We start from the raw sequence: 15,488 nt of genomic DNA, 5'->3' as shown, positions 1-15,488 counted from the left end.
CCCTTACTCAAACCATTGAACGCTTTGCGCTCTGGCATCATTCACGCTTATTACTCTTTCCAGGATTGGCGACGTGTCTGACGAGAGCGACGACAAAACAGAAGCCCCCACACCTCACCGACTTGAAAAAGCGCGGGAAGAGGGGCAAATCCCGCGTTCCCGTGAATTAACGTCGCTGCTGATTTTGTTAGTGGGCGTGTGTGTTATCTGGTTTGGCGGTGTGTCGCTGGCTCGTCGATTGTCTGGCATGCTCTCCGCGGGATTGCATTTTGATCACAGCATCATCAATGATCCGAATCTGATCCTCGGGCAGATTATTCTGCTGATCAGAGAAGCCATGCTGGCGCTGCTGCCGCTGATTAGCGGCGTGGTGCTGGTGGCGCTCGTTTCGCCGGTGATGCTGGGTGGCCTGGTATTTAGCGGCAAATCCTTGCAGCCGAAGTTTTCCAAACTCAACCCGTTACCGGGCATTAAACGGATGTTTTCGGCACAGACCGGTGCGGAGTTGCTGAAAGCGATACTGAAATCCATCCTGGTCGGCAGTGTGACGGGGTTTTATCTCTGGCACCACTGGCCGCAGATGATGCGCTTAATGGCCGAGTCTCCGATTACCGCCATGGGTAATGCGATGGATCTGGTAGGGCTATGCGCACTGCTGGTGGTGCTTGGTGTCATTCCGATGGTGGGATTTGACGTCTTTTTCCAAATCTTCAGCCACCTGAAAAAGCTGCGTATGTCACGGCAGGATATTCGTGATGAGTTCAAACAAAGCGAAGGCGACCCTCATGTCAAAGGCCGAATCCGTCAGATGCAGCGAGCTGCGGCGCGGCGGCGGATGATGGCCGATGTGCCGAAAGCGGACGTTATCGTCAATAACCCAACTCACTACTCAGTGGCTTTGCAGTACGACGAAAACAAAATGAGTGCGCCTAAAGTGGTCGCTAAAGGTGCAGGGCTGGTCGCGCTGCGCATTCGTGAAATTGGCGCTGAAAATAACGTCCCGACGCTTGAAGCGCCGCCGCTGGCGCGAGCGCTGTATCGACATGCTGAAATCGGTCAACAAATACCTGGTCAACTGTATGCCGCCGTGGCGGAAGTGCTGGCCTGGGTCTGGCAACTGAAACGTTGGCGTCTGGCTGGTGGACAGCGCCCTGTACAACCAACTCATCTTCCGGTGCCGGAAGCCCTGGATTTTATTAACGAGAAACCGACCCATGAGTAATCTGGCCGCGATGCTGCGCCTGCCTGCAAACCTGAAATCGACACAATGGCAGATCCTTGCAGGACCGATTTTGATCTTGCTGATTTTGTCGATGATGGTGCTGCCATTGCCTGCATTCATTCTCGACCTGCTGTTTACCTTTAATATCGCGTTGTCGATTATGGTGTTGCTGGTGGCGATGTTTACCCAGCGTACGCTCGAGTTTGCCGCCTTTCCGACAATCTTACTGTTCACCACGCTGTTGCGTCTGGCACTTAACGTGGCTTCAACCCGTATCATTTTGATGGAAGGCCATACGGGCGCGGCGGCGGCAGGGAAGGTGGTCGAAGCGTTCGGTCACTTCCTCGTTGGTGGCAATTTCGCTATCGGTATCGTGGTATTCGTCATTCTTGTGATCATCAACTTTATGGTCATTACCAAAGGTGCCGGGCGTATCGCGGAAGTGGGCGCGCGCTTTGTTCTCGATGGTATGCCGGGTAAGCAGATGGCGATTGACGCTGACCTGAACGCCGGATTGATTGGTGAAGATGAGGCGAAAAAACGCCGCTCCGAAGTGACTCAGGAAGCCGACTTTTACGGCTCAATGGACGGGGCAAGTAAATTTGTTCGTGGTGATGCCATCGCCGGGATCCTCATCATGGTCATTAACGTTGTCGGCGGATTGCTGGTCGGTGTGCTGCAACATGGCATGAGCATGGGACACGCGGCGGAAAGTTATACGCTATTGACCATTGGCGACGGTCTGGTGGCACAAATCCCGGCGCTGGTGATTTCTACTGCCGCCGGGGTCATCGTTACGCGTGTCAGCACCGATCAGGATGTTGGCGAGCAGATGGTGAATCAGCTTTTCAGTAACCCAAGCGTTATGTTGTTAAGCGCCGCCGTGCTCGGTTTACTCGGCCTGGTGCCTGGAATGCCGAACCTGGTATTTTTGCTGTTCACTGCCGGATTGCTCGGGCTGGCCTGGTGGATACGCGGACGCGAACAAAAAGCGCCTGCCGAACCCAAACCGGTAAAAATGGCAGAGAATAATGCCGTTGTCGAAGCGACGTGGAACGATGTGCAACTGGAAGATTCTTTGGGAATGGAAGTGGGCTATCGACTGATCCCGATGGTTGATTTCCAACAAGATGGCGAGTTGTTGGGCCGTATTCGTAGTATTCGTAAGAAATTTGCTCAGGAAATGGGCTTCCTGCCGCCGGTGGTGCACATTCGCGACAATATGGATCTGCAACCGGCACGTTATCGTATTTTGATGAAAGGCGTAGAGATTGGTAGTGGCGATGCTTATCCGGGGCGCTGGCTGGCAATTAACCCTGGTACCGCTGCCGGGACGTTACCTGGTGAAGCGACCGTCGATCCGGCTTTTGGTCTGAACGCTATCTGGATCGAAAGTGCGCTAAAAGAACAGGCGCAGATTCAGGGGTACACCGTGGTTGAGGCCAGCACAGTGGTGGCAACGCATCTTAACCATCTCATTAGCCAGCATGCCGCAGAGTTGTTTGGTCGCCAGGAGGCGCAACAACTGCTGGATCGCGTCGCCCAGGAGATGCCAAAGCTGACGGAAGATCTCGTTCCTGGCGTCGTCACGCTCACCACGCTACATAAAGTGCTGCAAAGTCTGCTCGATGAAAAAGTGCCGATTCGCGATATGCGCACCATTCTCGAAACGCTGGCGGAGCATGCGCCCATCCAAAGCGATCCACATGAATTAACCGCCGTCATGCGCGTGGCGTTGGGACGGGCGATTACCCAGCAGTGGTTTCCTGGCAAAGATGAAGTCCATGTTATTGGCCTCGATACACCGCTGGAACGTTTGTTACTACAGGCGTTGCAGGGCGGGGGCGGACTGGAGCCAGGGCTGGCGGATCGTTTACTGGCGCAAACTCAGGAAGCGCTTTCCCGTCAGGAGATGTTGGGGGCGCCGCCAGTTTTGTTGGTGAACCACGCGCTGCGACCATTATTGTCTCGCTTCCTGCGCCGCAGCTTGCCGCAGTTAGTGGTGCTGTCGAATCTGGAACTATCTGATAACCGACATATCCGCATGACGGCGACAATTGGCGGTAAATGATGAGAACCTTATTAGCAATATTATTGTTTCCGCTGCTGGCGCAAGCCGCCGGGGAGGGGATGTGGCAGGCAAGCAGCGCGGGCGTGACGCTGAATCACCGTGGTGAATCGATGTCGTCAGCACCTCTTTCTTCGCGACAACCTGCTTCAGGATTGATGACGCTGGTGGCGTGGCGTTATCAGCTTATCGGTCCGACCCCCGCGGGACTACGGGTACGTTTATGCTCACAATCTCATTGTGCCGAATTAGAGGGGCAGAGCGGAACCACAGTGGCCTTTTCCGGTATACCGGCGGCAGAACCGTTGCGATTTATCTGGGAAGTGCCTGGCGGTGGGCGGTTAATTCCGCCGCTGAAAGTACAACGTAATGAAGTGATTGTGAATTATCGCTGACGTATAAATAAGGTACATACTTAATAATACGGTTAAACGGCTTCATGTTTTGTTGCAATGATTTATCAGGAATAGCTTGCAACAAAACATGCCAGCAATATGTGAATTATCCTCTTGTTAAAGGGCTTGGATAAAAATCTTCAGAATTACGGTATAGCTGCAACTGACGAGTTCGCGTGTTGGTCTGAATGATCATACATGATAGCCATTCTGATTCAGAATAAGGGTTGCTTAAATCCTGAACGTCCTCATTGGAAAGAATTAATTCACATTCTTTGTCCCGAAAGTCCAGCCACGCTCGCTGTGATTTTTTAAGCAAGTTAAGTTGTTCGGTATCAGGTTTTTTTGCACCTGTGCGTGGCACTTGTTCTATATAACGATAAACTTCACCATAGGCTTTATTTAATTGCGCATCGACGAGATTGTATTCTTGTCGCAGGCATGATTTGACCACGTTAATGGCAGTATCATCATCTGAATTTTTTTGCCAACAATCTTTTATGGGTGAAATGTCATGGTCGTTTACTATAACTGTATCTTCTGCGTAAGCCTGGCAAGAGATAATGCCCAATGTTAATACAAGAAATTTAAACACTGCCGTATTCCTTAAATTCAACCGTTATCGTTTTCCTGGGGCTGGATATTACGCTTCTGACCTCTTACTCAACAGCGAGAAAACAATGGCATGTTCATTTTCAGAATACATTTAGATGGCAATAAAAAAGCCTGATCAGGTGCTCCTGATCAGGCTTCACTCTCACGATAAATCGATTACATACGCTCTACAGTCTCAATACCCAGCGTATCCAGACCCAGCTTCAGCGTCTTCGCCGTCAGTTGTGCCAGTTTCAGACGGCTGTTACGCACTTCTTCGTTTTCTGCGCTGAGGATCGGGCAGTGCTCGTAGAACCCAGAGAACAGACCAGCCAGATCGTACAGGTAAGCACACATCACGTGCGGCGTGCCTTCACGGGCAACCACGGTGAGGGTTTCTTCAAACTGCAGCAGACGAGCAGCCAGTTGCGCTTCACGATCTTCACGGATGATTACCGGCGCTGCAGCCAGTTGATCTTCGTTAATGTCCGCTTTACGGAACACGGATAACACACGGGTGTAGGCATACTGCATGTACGGCGCGGTATTACCCTCAAACGCCAGCATGTTGTCCCAGTCGAAGATGTAGTCGGTGGTGCGGTTTTTGGATAGATCCGCATATTTCACCGCGCCTATACCCACTGCATTAGCCAGTTTTTCCAGCTCGTCGGCTGGCATGTCCGGGTTCTTCTCTGCCACCAGACGACGTGCACGTTCCAGTGCTTCATCCAGCAGATCGGCCAGTTTCACCGTACCGCCCGCGCGGGTTTTGAACGGTTTGCCGTCTTTGCCCAGCATCATGCCGAACATGTGGTGTTCCAGCGGTACGGATTCCGGCACATAGCCTGCTTTACGGACGATCGCCCATGCCTGCATCAGGTGTTGATGCTGGCGGGAGTCGATGTAATACAGCACGCGATCGGCATGCAGTGTTTCATAACGATATTTCGCACAGGCGATATCAGTAGTGGTGTAGAGATAGCCGCCATCTTTCTTCTGAATGATCACGCCCATCGGTTCGCCTTCCTTGTTTTTGAACTCATCAAGGAATACGACGGTTGCGCCTTCGCTTTCTACTGCCAGCCCTTTGGCTTTCAGGTCCGCTACGATACCCGGCAGCATCGGGTTGTAGAGGCTTTCGCCCATCACGTCATCGCGGGTCAGCGTCACGTTCAGACGATCGTAGGTGATCTGGTTCTGCGTCATGGTGATGTCGACCAGTTTGCGCCACATCTCGCGGAAGTATTCATCACCGCTTTGCAGTTTTACCACGTAGTTACGTGCGCGCTCGGCGAACTCTTCATCTTCATCGTAATGCTTTTTCGCATCGCGGTAGAAACCTTCAAGGTCAGCCAGTTCCATTTCACCGGCGTTTTCCTGCTGCTGTTTTTCCAGCCACGCAATTAGCATACCGAACTGAGTACCCCAGTCGCCGACGTGGTTCGCGCGAATCACTTTGTGACCGAGGAACTCCAGAGTACGCACTGCCGCGTCACCAATAATGGTAGAGCGCAGGTGACCGACGTGCATCTCTTTCGCCACGTTCGGTGCGGAGTAGTCAACCACAATGGTCTGTTTTTCTGGCGTAGCAACACCGAGACGATCTGACGCCAGCGCCTGCTGAACATGTTCAGCCAGGAATGCCGGATCAAGGAAAATGTTGATAAAGCCTGGACCGGCGATCTCAACTTTGCTGGCGATACCGTTAAGATCCAGATGAGTCAGCACCTGCTCTGCTAATTGTCGCGGTGCCATACCCAGTTTTTTAGCAACTGCCATCATGCCGTTAGCCTGATAGTCGCCGAACTGAACTTTTGCTGACTGACGAACCTGCGGTTCGCAATCCGCAGGCGCGCCTGCCGCAATCATGGCCTGACGGACTTTTTCTGAGAGAAGAGCCTGAATATTCACCGGAATACCTTACATTGATGAAGCGAGCAAAAATTGCCCGCACCAGTTAAAGAAATTAGGGCGGGAGTATACTGCAAATGGCTGTTTTCGTCAGCAACGTGCGCGCGGTGCATTGCCGTTTTCACTATTGCATCGGGTACTGCACGAAATCAGCGGTTGGTTGGGGAAGGGCAACAGGGTAAATTAACGCTTTTACTGAAAGACGAAGAGTGATTATGGCGAACTGGCAATCTGTCGACGAGTTGCAGGATATTGCATCGGATTTACCGCGATTTACCCACGCATTAGATGAGCTTTCCCGCCGTCTGGGGCTGGATATCACTCCGCTGACTGCCGATCACATTTCTTTGCGTTGCCATCAAAACGCCACCGCTGAACGCTGGCGTCGAGGGTTTGAACAGTGCGGCGAACTCCTGTCAGAAAATATGATCAATGGCAGGCCGATTTGTCTGTTTAAATTGCATGAACCGGTACAGGTTGCTCACTGGCAGTTTTCCATTGTGGAGCTACCGTGGCCCGGGGAAAAACGTTACCCGCACGAAGGTTGGGAACATATTGAAATCGTTCTGCCGGGCGAGCCAGAAACGCTGAATGCCCGTGCGCTGGCGTTGCTTTCTGATGAAGGACTCAGCCTGCCAGGGATCTCAGTTAAAACCAGTTCGCCAAAAGGTGAACATGAGCGATTACCGAATCCGACGCTGGCGGTCACCGATGGCAAAACGACGATTAAATTTCATCCATGGTCCATTGAAGAGATCGTGGCCAGCGAGCAGTCGGCGTAATTAAGGAGCAAAAATGGCATTACTGGAAATTTGCTGTTACAGCATGGAATGCGCACTAACGGCGCAGCAAAATGGCGCTGACAGAATTGAATTGTGTGCGGCTCCGAAAGAAGGGGGCTTAACGCCGTCGCTGGGCGTGCTTAAATCCGTGCGTCAGCAGATAACGATTCCCGTATATCCGATCATCCGCCCGCGCGGTGGTGATTTTTGCTACAGCGACGGCGAGTTTGCCGCCATTCTTGAGGATGTTCGTACTGTCCGCGAATTAGGCTTGCCGGGACTGGTGACGGGCGTTCTCGATGTTGACGGTAATGTCGATATGCCACGAATGGAAAAAATAATGTCTGCTGCCGGTCCGTTGGCCGTTACTTTTCATCGTGCCTTCGATATGTGTGCTAACCCATTAAATACACTTAATAATCTTGCACAATTGGGCATTGCCCGGGTACTGACTTCCGGGCAAAAATCAGACGCTCTGCAAGGTTTATCAAAAATTATGGAACTTATTGCCTATGGTGATACTCCAATCATCATGGCCGGAGCAGGAGTTCGTGCAGAAAACCTGCACCACTTCCTCGATGCCGGAGTGCTGGAAGTCCATAGCTCCGCGGGAGCGTGGCAAGCCTCACCGATGCGTTATCGTAATCAAGGATTGTCCATGTCATCAGATGCACGCGCGGACGAGTATTCGCGTTATGTCGTAGACGGGGCGGCGGTTGCTGAAATGAAAGGAATCATTGAACGCCATCAGGCCAAATGATTTTTACCGTTGCATCATGTCGCCCAATATGATGCTTGCTCGTACCAGGCCCCTGCAATTTCAACAGGGGCCTTTTTTTATTTCCGGATAGTATAAAAAACGAACGATTGCCGTGATGTGTAGAACGGATGACAGTGCGCATAGCGTTGTGCTTAAAATGTTTTATATATTCACATTAATTATGTGATTTAAATTACTAAAACTGACAAATATATATTATAAATAATGACTGGGTTATTCTTTCGCAATTAATGATTACATTGTAATAAATCATATTCTTTATCGATTATTTCAGGCAGTGTTGTGCCGAATTAAGCAAGTAGTCAATTCGCTGTATATTTATTTATACAATGATTTCGGTATCCTGGAATTTAATTAGAGGAATCTATGCGAGGGAAAAAACGCATTGGGTTATTTTTTCTGCTGATAGCGGTTGTGGTTGGTGGCGGTGGGTTATTGCTTGCGCAAAAAGCCTTACATAAAACGTCGGATACAGCATTTTGTCTTTCCTGCCACTCGATGAGTAAACCTTTTGAGGAATATCAGGGAACTGCCCACTTTTCGAACCAGAAAGGTATACGTGCGGAATGTGCCGATTGCCATATTCCAAAGTCAGGGATGGATTATTTATTTGCTAAATTAAAAGCATCTAAAGATATTTATCATGAATTTGTTAGCGGCAAAATAGACAGCGACGATAAGTTCGAAGCGCATCGTCAGGAAATGGCCGAAACAGTATGGAAAGAATTAAAATCATCGGATTCTGCAACGTGCCGTAGTTGCCATTCTTTTGATGCGATGGATATTGCCTCGCAAAGTGAATCTGCGCAGAAAATGCATACCAAAGCGCAAAAGGACGGTGAAACGTGTATTGATTGTCATAAAGGAATTGCCCATTTCCCGCCAGAAATAAAAATGGATGACAACGCGGCGCATGAACTGGAAAGTCAGGCTGCCACTTCTGTGACCAATGGCGCACATATTTATCCTTTCAAAGCTTCCCGCATAGGCGAACTGGCCGCTGTGAATCCTGGTACCGATCTCACCGTCGTTGATGCCAGTGGTAAACAGCCGATCGTTCTGTTGCAGGGGTATCAAATGCAGGGCAGTGAAAACACGCTCTACCTGGCGGCAGGTCAACGTCTGGCGCTAGCCACATTAAGTGATGAAGGTATCAAGGCGCTAACGGTAAACGGGGAATGGCAGGCTGACGAATACGGTAATCAATGGCGTCAGGCTTCATTACAAGGGGCGCTAATCGATCCCGTATTAGCGGATCGTAAACCGTTATGGCAATACGCTGAAAAACTCGATGACACCTATTGTGCTGGCTGCCATGCGCCTATTGCCGCTGACCATTACACCGTCAATGCCTGGCCCTCCATCGCCAAAGGAATGGGGGCGCGAACCAGCATGAGCGAAAACGAACTGGACATTTTGACGCGGTACTTCCAGTACAACGCCAAAGACATTACCGAAAAACAGTGATCCTCGTAGATCAGGGAGGAAGTTATGACATTAACAAGACGTGAGTTTATTAAACATAGCGGTATTGCTGCCGGCGCGCTGGTGGTGACATCGGCTACGCCGTTACCCGCATGGGCAGAAGAGAAGGGCGGAAAAATCCTCACCGCGGGTCGTTGGGGAGCGATGAACGTAGAAGTGAAGGACGGTAAGATTGTTTCTTCTACAGGCGCGCTGGCGAAGACCATCCCGAACTCCTTACAGTCTACGGCGGCGGATCAGGTACACACTACGGCGCGTATTCAGCATCCGATGGTGAGAAAAAGTTATCTCGACAATCCACTGCAACCGGCAAAAGGTCGTGGCGAAGACAGTTACGTTCAGGTGAGTTGGGAACAGGCATTAAAACTGATTCATGAGCAACACGATCGCATCCGCAAGGCCAACGGTCCTTCGGCCATTTTTGCAGGGTCTTACGGCTGGCGTTCATCAGGGGTGCTGCATAAAGCGCAAACGCTGATGCAACGTTATATGAATCTGGCGGGGGGATATTCCGGGCATAGTGGCGATTACTCTACCGGGGCTGCGCAGGTGATCATGCCGCACGTTGTCGGTTCTGTGGAGGTCTATGAACAGCAGACTTCCTGGCCACTGATTCTGGAAAACAGTCAGGTGGTGGTGTTGTGGGGCATGAACCCGCTGAATACCTTAAAAATTGCCTGGAGCAGTACCGATGAACAAGGGCTGGAATACTTCCATCAGCTGAAAAAATCGGGCAAACCGGTGATTGCCATCGACCCTATCCGTTCCGAAACAATCGAATTCTTTGGCGATAACGCGACCTGGATAGCGCCGAATATGGGGACCGACGTGGCGCTGATGTTAGGCATCGCGCATACCCTGATGACACAAGGTAAGCACGATAAAGCCTTCCTTGAGAAATACACCACCGGTTATCCGCAGTTTGAAGAGTATCTGACCGGCAAGAACGATAATACGCCGAAGAGTGCGGCCTGGGCGGCAGAAATTACTGGTGTACCGGAAGCGCAGATTGTCAAACTTGCAGAACTGATGGCGGCGAATCGCACGATGCTGATGGCAGGCTGGGGGATCCAACGCCAGCAATACGGTGAACAGAAACACTGGATGCTGGTGACGCTGGCGGCGATGTTAGGGCAAATTGGTACTCCGGGCGGCGGTTTTGGATTCTCTTATCATTACTCCAACGGTGGCAACCCGACGCGAGTTGGCGGCGTGCTGCCGGAAATGTCTGCGGCGATTGCCGGACAGGCAAGTGAGGAAGCTGATGATGGCGGAATGACCGCGATTCCGGTCGCCCGTATTGTCGATGCGCTGGAGAATCCTGGCGGCAAATATCAGCATAACGGTAAAGAGCAAACGTACCCAAATATCAAAATGATCTGGTGGGCGGGTGGCGGTAATTTCACCCATCACCAGGATACTAATCGTCTGATTAAAGCCTGGCAGAAACCGGAGATGATTGTCGTTTCTGAATGCTACTGGACCGCAGCAGCCAAACACGCAGATATCGTATTACCGATCACCACATCGTTTGAGCGCAATGACCTGACGATGACCGGTGATTATAGCAACCAGCATACTGTGCCGATGAAGCAGGCTGTCGCTCCGCAATTTGAAGCGCGTAACGATTTTGACGTGTTTGCCGATCTTGCGGAATTACTGAAACCTGGCGGAAAAGAGATCTATACCGAAGGTAAAGATGAAATGGCGTGGCTGAAATTTTTCTATGATGCCGCCCAGAAAGGTGCGCGTGCGCAACGCGTCACTATGCCGATGTTTAATGCCTTCTGGCAGCAAAATAAACTGCTTGAAATGCGCCGCAGCGAGAAGAACGAGCAATATGTTCGCTATGGCGATTTCCGCGCCGATCCGGTGAAGAATGCTCTGGGTACACCAAGCGGAAAAATTGAGATCTATTCCAAAACGCTGGAAAAATTTGCTTATAAGGATTGCCCGGCACACCCAACCTGGCTTGCACCTGATGAGTGGAAAGGCACCGCCGACGAGAAGCAGTTGCAGCTTCTGACCGCGCATCCGGCACACCGCTTACACAGCCAGCTTAACTATGCGGAGTTGCGTAAAAAATATGCGATTGCCGATCGTGAGCCGATCACCATTCACACCGAAGATGCTGCTCGCTTTGGTATTGCGAACGGCGATCTGGTGCGCGTCTGGAACAAACGCGGTCAGATCCTGACAGGCGCTGTGGTGACTGATGGGATCAAAAAAGGCGTGGTATGCGTGCATGAAGGCGCATGGCCGGATCTGGAAAATGGCTTGTGTAAAAACGGCTGCGCAAACGTGTTAACGGCTGATATTCCCAGCTCGCAGCTGGCGAATGCCTGTGCCGGTAACTCTGCGCTGGTGTATATCGAAAAATATACGGGCAATGCGCCGAAGTTAACGGCGTTTGATCAGCCAGCTATTCAGGCATAAGACGTGAAAAGCGCCCGGAAACGGGCGCTAAATTGCTGACAAAGTGTGCTTTGTTCATGCCGGATCCGGCGTGAACGTCTTATCCGGCCTGCAAAATCGTGCAAATTCAATATATTGCAGGAGATGGGTAGGCCTGATAAGCGTAGCGCATCAGGCAGTTTTAGCGTTTGTCATCTATCTCAGCGCCCGGAAATAGGCGCTAAATTTTTACGGCTTACGCGCAATCAGCACCGCGCGTTTAGGCGCAGGATAACCTTCTACCGTCTTACCCGGATCATGCGGGTCGAGAAAATCGGCCAGAGACTCGGTGACCATCCATTCAGTGCGTCGCTGCTCTTCTGTAGTGGTGACGCTCACATCCGCAATGCGAATATCAACAAAACCACACTTCTTCAGCCAGTTTTTCAACGCCAACGCGGAAGGGATGAAATAGACATTACGCATTTGCGCGTAACGATCGCCCGGCACCAGCACCGTGTTCTCATCACCATCAATAACCAGCGTTTCAAGCACCAGTTCACCTTCATTAACCAGTTGATCTTTCAACTGCCAGAGATGCTCCAGCGGTGAACGACGATGATAAAGCACGCCCATCGAAAAGACGGTATCAAAGGCTTTCAGTGCCGGAAGTTGTTCAATCCCTAACGGCAGCAGATGCGCCCGTTGGTCGTTACCTAACAGTTTACGCACTGCTTCAAACTGGCACAGAAACAGTTGTGTAGGGTCGATCCCCACCGCGAGGTGTGCGCCTGCGCCAATCATGCGCCACATGTGATAGCCGCTGCCGCAGCCGACATCAAGAATGGTGCGCCCGGTTAAATCAGAAAGATGGGGCAGAACACGATCCCATTTCCAGTCGGAACGCCATTCGGTATCAATGTTAACGCCATACAGCGAGAACGGCCCTTTGCGCCACGGCATCAGGTTGCGCATCAGGGTTTCAATGCGCTTAATCTGCCCGGCACTCAGCGGCTCTTCGCTTTCTGCCGTCACGCTATGCAGTAAATCAAGACGATACGGTTTAATTTCAGGCAGAAATTCCACCGCATTGGACCACTGCTTAAACAGCCCGTGCTGCTGCTCGCGCTGCCAGTTAGCAATCTGTGCAGGCAGCGTTTCCAGCCAGTGCGAAAGGTGATTTTTGGCAATCAGAGAATAAAAGTTACCAAAGTCGATCATGCAGCGTCCTCTGCTTTTAATGCCACCAGTGAACCAAAGTTAAAGCACTGGAACCACAGCTCGCTATGCTTAAAACCGGCTTTATGCAGACGTGCCTTGTGGGTTTCCACGGAATCGGTCAGCATTACGTTTTCTAACATGCTGCGCTTCTGGCTGATTTCTAGCTCGCTGTAGCCGTTGGCACGTTTAAAGTCGTGGTGCATGTTGAACAGCAGTTCACCAACTTTGGCATCTTCGAAACTGAATTTTTCCGAAAGCACCAGCGCGCCGCCCGGGTTTAGCCCTTGATAAATTTTATCCAGTAACGCCTGGCGCTCGGAAGGTTCCAGGAATTGCAGGGTAAAATTCAGTACCACCATCGACGCGTTTTCAATGGCAATATCACGAATATCACCTTCAATAACGTCAACAGGTGTAGGCGCTTTATAGGCGTCGATATGACGGCGGCAGCGTTCAATCATTGCCGGGGAATTGTCGATGGCGATAATTTTACAATTATCATGATGAATGTTGCGACGCACCGAGAGCGTCGCCGCGCCCAAAGAACAACCCAGATCGTAAATCTGCGTTCCCGGTTGAACGAAGCGTTCAGCTAACATACCAATCATGGAAATAATATTGGAATAGCCGGGAACGGAACGTTGGATCATATCCGGGAAGACTTCAGCTACCCGTTCATCAAAGGTCCAGTCGCCCAGTCTGGCGATAGGAGCAGAAAATAGCGTGTCGCGGTGAGACATAACGTAAAAATCCGGGAAAAAGAAAGTGGCGTATTGTGCGCTAACGTAGGGAGAAAACCAACTCCCAGGGCATATACCAAAGATTCGCCAGCACCATCAGCAATAGCGCACACCAGGTGGCGCTCATACCAGAACGTCGCCAGCGAAACAGACGGTGATGGAAACCGTAATAATGCATCAGGCGACCTGCAAGCAAAACGAGGCCGCAAATATGCACCATCCAGGTTTCAGCACCATTCATTTCCATAAATAGCATCAATACAATCGCGATAGGAATATATTCCACCGCATTGCCATGAATACGAATAGCACTTTGTAGTTCGCTAAAACCGCCGTCGCCATAGGCAACGCGATACTGCATTCGCAGGCGAACAACATCAAAAGAGAACTTCATTAATAACAACGCACTTAAAACGGCATACAGCGCGCTTACCATACAAACTCCCTTTAAAATGGCCGATGGCACTTGTCTATGATAGGTGGCAAATTCAGAAAAGAGAAGATTGCTGTGGAATAGCCGGGACTGCTCCGATCTCTGGAAGCATTTTACGTAAGTCTTCCCACAGGGTATGTACCAGTTCCGGTGCCTGGGCGATATCCGGTGTATGCAGGAAAAGATAAGGCGTAGTGGTCTGTTGCCACTGCGCTAATTTTTGTAACCAGACCTGAAATAATTCCCGGTTTTGTGTCATATCATCGCTACCGATAAAACGGATCAGCGGATTGGTCGCCGTCAACACGGCATGTACCGGAACTTTCGGCTTTTTCCGTTGCGCGTCGCGAATGGCTTCGCTATGTGGACGCGCTGCATGAACCGGACGGCTGTCTAAAATTACCCGATTAACGCCGCGCTGATGCAAACCGCGATTAAGCGTTTGTTCTTCCTCGCCTTTGGTGAAAAATTGCGGATGGCGGACTTCCACACCATAGGTAAATTCGCCAGGAAGAGAATCGAGAAAGTGCCAAAGAGCTGGCAGATCCCGTGGACCAAACGTGGCGGGTAGTTGCAGCCAGTATTGCCCAATGCGCGTCGCTAACGGTGACATACGGGTCAAAAATTCAGTCACTAAATCATCGCAATGTCGCAATGCGGCCTGATGCGAAATGGTTGCCGGAAATTTAAAACAAAAACGAAAATCATCGGTGGTCTGCTCGCGCCAGCGCAGGACAACATCTGGCTTCGGTAGGACGTATAACGTGGTGTTGCCCTCCACGCAGTTGAAGTGGCGGGCATACTCTTCCAGGCTGGTTATCCCCAGACGCACCCATTTAGGATGCGACCATTGTGGCAGACCAATGTAAATCATAACGCGTGGAGGATCTCTTCCACGCTGCGCACACGGGCGATGCGTGGATAGATATGGTTGATGCTGTTATTGTGCTGCTCGGCACTGGCAGCGCTACAGGCATCTTCGGCAATCACCAGATTAAAGCCAAGTTCCCAGGCATTGCGGGCGGTGGACTCAACGCCGATATTGGTCGAGATCCCACATAAAACTATTGTATCGATACCTCGGCGGCGTAATTGCAACTCCAGATCCGTACCGTAAAACGCACCCCATTGACGTTTGATGATTTCAATATCACTGTCAGTTGCACCTAACGCCGCGGGATGTTGCCACCAATTTTCGGGCAACACTTTAGCCGGTGAGGGCGCATCGACCGGCTGTTTTAATGCTTCAGCATAATCGGCAGACCAGCCAACACGCACCAGAAACACGGGCTGACCGCTCGCGCGAAATTTCGCCGCCAACTTCCCGGCGCGATTCACCACGTCTTCGGCAGTATGCGGACCACCGGCAAAAGGCAAGATGCCTTCCTGTAAATCAATCACCACTAGCGCTGTGGTTTTGGCATTAAGTTCAAGCATGATCACTCCAGATAAAACAAAATCG

Annotated in this window: 15 protein-coding genes; 8 read left to right on the top strand and 7 right to left on the bottom strand. The window is 51.0% G+C overall.

The window, feature by feature from the left end:
• The first annotated feature begins 73 nt into the window (after positions 1-73).
• From flhB to flhE, 3 genes are read left to right on the top strand one after another with little or no spacing between them, the layout of a single operon-like run.
• Entirely contained in the window at positions 74-1,222 is a 1,149-nt protein-coding gene (flhB, locus tag FEM44_RS24310) for a flagellar biosynthesis protein FlhB (RefSeq protein ID WP_135522165.1), read from the top strand.
• Positions 1,215-3,293 (top strand): flagellar biosynthesis protein FlhA, encoded by a 2,079-nt coding sequence (gene flhA / locus FEM44_RS24305; protein WP_135522166.1) that lies wholly within the window; start codon positions 1,215-1,217, stop codon positions 3,291-3,293. The genes flhB and flhA overlap by 8 nt, the downstream gene beginning before the upstream one ends.
• A complete protein-coding gene (gene flhE / locus FEM44_RS24300) occupies positions 3,293-3,685 on the top strand; it encodes a flagellar protein FlhE (protein ID WP_135522200.1) in 393 nt (130 codons plus the stop codon). Before flhA ends, flhE begins: the two co-directional genes overlap by 1 nt.
• Positions 3,686-3,791: 106 nt before the next feature.
• On the opposite strand, the gene FEM44_RS24295 is transcribed toward flhE, so the two are convergent.
• Positions 3,792-4,280, bottom strand: coding sequence for a lysozyme inhibitor LprI family protein (locus tag FEM44_RS24295; RefSeq protein WP_135522167.1), 489 nt, complete (start codon positions 4,278-4,280; stop codon positions 3,792-3,794).
• 90 nt (positions 4,281-4,370) lie between these two features.
• Between FEM44_RS24295 and FEM44_RS25350 the strand changes: the two genes are divergently transcribed.
• Positions 4,371-4,415: a hypothetical protein gene (locus FEM44_RS25350; RefSeq protein WP_214676922.1), complete on the top strand. Its 45-nt coding sequence runs from the start codon at positions 4,371-4,373 to the stop codon at positions 4,413-4,415.
• Positions 4,416-4,456: 41 nt separating this feature from the next.
• Here FEM44_RS25350 and argS read toward each other — a convergent pair whose 3' ends face one another.
• Complete coding sequence (argS, locus tag FEM44_RS24290; protein ID WP_135522168.1) at positions 4,457-6,190, bottom strand: arginine--tRNA ligase; 1,734 nt, start codon at positions 6,188-6,190, stop codon at positions 4,457-4,459.
• Positions 6,191-6,405: 215 nt separating this feature from the next.
• Between argS and FEM44_RS24285 the strand changes: the two genes are divergently transcribed.
• From FEM44_RS24285 to torZ, 4 genes are all read left to right on the top strand, one after another.
• Positions 6,406-6,972 (top strand): VOC family protein, encoded by a 567-nt coding sequence (locus tag FEM44_RS24285; RefSeq protein WP_135522169.1) that lies wholly within the window; start codon positions 6,406-6,408, stop codon positions 6,970-6,972.
• Between the two features lie 13 nt (positions 6,973-6,985).
• Entirely contained in the window at positions 6,986-7,732 is a 747-nt protein-coding gene (gene cutC, locus FEM44_RS24280) for a copper homeostasis protein CutC (RefSeq protein ID WP_135522170.1), read from the top strand.
• Positions 7,733-8,119: 387 nt separating this feature from the next.
• The gene (locus FEM44_RS24275; protein ID WP_138159225.1) at positions 8,120-9,220 is read left to right on the top strand and encodes a NapC/NirT family cytochrome c; all 1,101 of its coding nucleotides are present in this window, start codon (positions 8,120-8,122) and stop codon (positions 9,218-9,220) included.
• A gap of 24 nt (positions 9,221-9,244) precedes the next feature.
• Complete coding sequence (torZ, locus tag FEM44_RS24270) at positions 9,245-11,674, top strand: trimethylamine N-oxide reductase TorZ (RefSeq protein ID WP_135522172.1); 2,430 nt, start codon at positions 9,245-9,247, stop codon at positions 11,672-11,674.
• Between the two features lie 207 nt (positions 11,675-11,881).
• Here torZ and cmoB read toward each other — a convergent pair whose 3' ends face one another.
• Genes cmoB through FEM44_RS24245 form a run of 5 tightly spaced genes read right to left on the bottom strand, consistent with a single transcriptional unit; the run spans position 11,882 to position 15,463 of the window.
• Complete coding sequence (gene cmoB, locus FEM44_RS24265; protein WP_000564725.1) at positions 11,882-12,853, bottom strand: tRNA 5-methoxyuridine(34)/uridine 5-oxyacetic acid(34) synthase CmoB; 972 nt, start codon at positions 12,851-12,853, stop codon at positions 11,882-11,884.
• Positions 12,850-13,593: a carboxy-S-adenosyl-L-methionine synthase CmoA gene (gene cmoA / locus FEM44_RS24260; RefSeq protein WP_135522173.1), complete on the bottom strand. Its 744-nt coding sequence runs from the start codon at positions 13,591-13,593 to the stop codon at positions 12,850-12,852. Before cmoA ends, cmoB begins: the two co-directional genes overlap by 4 nt.
• Before the next feature lie 40 nt (positions 13,594-13,633).
• A complete protein-coding gene (locus FEM44_RS24255; protein ID WP_130218694.1) occupies positions 13,634-14,029 on the bottom strand; it encodes an MAPEG family protein in 396 nt (131 codons plus the stop codon).
• Between the two features lie 52 nt (positions 14,030-14,081).
• A complete protein-coding gene (locus FEM44_RS24250; protein ID WP_135522174.1) occupies positions 14,082-14,900 on the bottom strand; it encodes a DUF72 domain-containing protein in 819 nt (272 codons plus the stop codon).
• The gene (locus FEM44_RS24245) at positions 14,897-15,463 is read right to left on the bottom strand and encodes a hydrolase (protein WP_135522175.1); all 567 of its coding nucleotides are present in this window, start codon (positions 15,461-15,463) and stop codon (positions 14,897-14,899) included. The genes FEM44_RS24250 and FEM44_RS24245 overlap by 4 nt, the downstream gene beginning before the upstream one ends.
• Positions 15,464-15,488: the final 25 nt, after the last annotated feature.

The organism is Escherichia sp. E4742 (assembly GCF_005843885.1).
Classification (GTDB): Bacteria; Pseudomonadota; Gammaproteobacteria; order Enterobacterales; family Enterobacteriaceae; genus Escherichia.
Note: the sequence above shows the minus strand (reverse complement) of the source record. Positions and strands in the feature narration are given on the sequence as shown.